2 protein-coding genes and 1 pseudogene are annotated in these 1814 nt (G+C 65.5%); 1 reads left to right on the top strand and 2 read right to left on the bottom strand.

Features of this window, described 5'->3' with window-relative positions; genetic code table 11:
* On the top strand, window positions 1-253 hold a 253-nt coding region (locus tag BIU82_RS13335), incomplete at its 5' end, for a 5-deoxy-glucuronate isomerase (protein WP_171906554.1).
* 38 nt (window positions 254-291) lie between these two features.
* Here BIU82_RS13335 and BIU82_RS13340 read toward each other — a convergent pair.
* Window positions 292-1413, bottom strand: a complete 1122-nt coding sequence (locus BIU82_RS13340) for a hypothetical protein (RefSeq protein WP_070349961.1) — start codon at window positions 1411-1413, stop codon at window positions 292-294.
* Window positions 1414-1582: 169 nt separating this feature from the next.
* Window positions 1583-1814: pseudogene (locus BIU82_RS13345) on the bottom strand (sugar phosphate isomerase/epimerase); the annotation flags it as partial.

Genomic DNA, 1814 nt, shown 5'->3' on the forward strand with positions numbered 1-1814 from the left:
CCGGGTCTACGCTTCTGATGAGCGACCCATCGACGTCAATGCCGAAGTCCGCACCGGCGACGTCGTCCTGGTTCCCTACGGCTGGCACGGCCCCGCCATGGCCGCCCCCGGCTACGACCTCTACTACCTCAACGTGATGGCCGGCCCGGGCCGGGTCCGTGACTGGCTGATCAGCGACGACCCGCACCATGGATGGGTCCGGACCACGTGGGAAGGGCTCGACGTCGACCCCCGGCTGCCGTTCACGGCGTAGCCTTTGTGCTTTGACCAGCCCAAGCGTGGGTTGCCCGCCTAAATTTGGGCCGGCAACCCACGCTTCGGCCGGTAGGAGTTCTGAGGTACCCGGGGGACGCCGGCACGCAGGAGCTTGGTGGCGAGCCTCCCGGGCTGCATGAGCTCATCCCATTCCCAGCGCACCACGCTGTAGCCCAGGGCGCGGATGCGGTCTTCGCGTGCTTTCTCCTCGGCGACGACCTGCTCAATGGATTTTCCGCTGAGTTCCCGCGCCCGGGTGTATTTGATGCGGCCGTCGAATTCGCCCACCAGTTTCCGCTGCCGCCAGTGGAAATCCGTGCGCGCCACCTCCCCGAACGGGCCCATGACGCGGAACTGCAGCTCCGGGACCTCAAAGCCCAGCTCTGCAATCACGGCCCGGCTGAGCGATTCGCCCACGGATTCGGAGCGGCTGTCCGCAAAGGTGAGCGCCGCGGACATGCGTTCGCGCTGGGCATTTTTCGGCAGCAGGGAGCAGAGGCCTGCGAGGTGTTCCACGCTTCGCATATACGCTGCGGCGGGTTTGTGGTGCACAGACGCTTGGTGCGCGGGCTCGTGGGCCACTGGCTTCTTCGGCAAGAGCTGGTCTAGGACCACCACCGCGTCGCGGAACGGCAGGCGGTGGATCGTATCGCTGAGGAGCCCATCGAGGTCCTGGACCCGGAGGCGCAGCCCAAGGCGGTCCGACACCACTGACCATCTCCCCGCGCTTGTGCCCAGGCGTTTGGCGTCGCGGAAGCCCGTGGGAAGAATTGAAAGGTCCGGAACCAGCTGCTTTCCAAGCTTCTCCACGGCGTCCCTGTTGCCGTAGAGGCGCGGCGGTGCGGCACGTCCCAGCTGGTCACGGTGGCTGGTCAGGTATTCCACGGCCTGCGGAAGGCCGGCGAGCTTCACTCCCCACAGCAGCAGCCCCGTCTCCCGGCAGAAAACAGGAGATTCGCCACGGATGGCAAGCGACGCCGTCGTCAGCGCATAACGCTCCCAGCCGTTGACGGACAGCCACTGTTCGGCAGGGAGGTAGACGCCATGCCTGATCCGGACAAGCCTGCCGCGTTTGTATCCATGGTGCAGTTCCCACGCCGTGGCGTCCGCACGGCTGCCGGAAGGTGAGCTAAGGAAGGTGGCCTGGGGAAATTCCATGCTCCCACTGAAGCGCCCCGGGCACCTGCCGACACCATTCCCCTGCTTCTATGTGGAAAACACAGCCTTAAACGTGGTTTGCCCGCCCAAATTTGAGCGGGCAAACCACGTTTCGGCTGGTGAAAACGCCGGGCTGGTGAAAGTGGCGAGCATAGGGCGGCGCCGGGGCTCAGCCTGCCTGCGCCACGTACTTTTCCATCGTCTCCAACTGGAAGCGGGCCACGTCCGCGGCGCTCTCGTCTTCCGCGAAGACCGAGGAGCACATCACGGTGTCCGGGGAGTCCAGGAAGCCGATCTCCTTGAGGCCGCCGAAGAACTCGTCCCAGTTGACCTCGCCGTCGCCGATCTTCAAGTGCTGGTGAACGCGCACCGCGTTGCCCGGCGGGTTGGTGATGTAGCGC

The organism is Arthrobacter sp. SW1 (assembly GCF_001766675.1).
In the GTDB taxonomy this organism is placed as follows: Bacteria; Actinomycetota; Actinomycetes; order Actinomycetales; family Micrococcaceae; genus Arthrobacter.

Bases quoted from the DNA above. Each gene is read 5' to 3' on its own strand.
- BIU82_RS13340 (WP_070349961.1), bottom strand. From the start codon at position 1,413: ATGGAATTTCCCCAGGCCACCTTCCTTAGCTCACCTTCCGGCAGCCGT.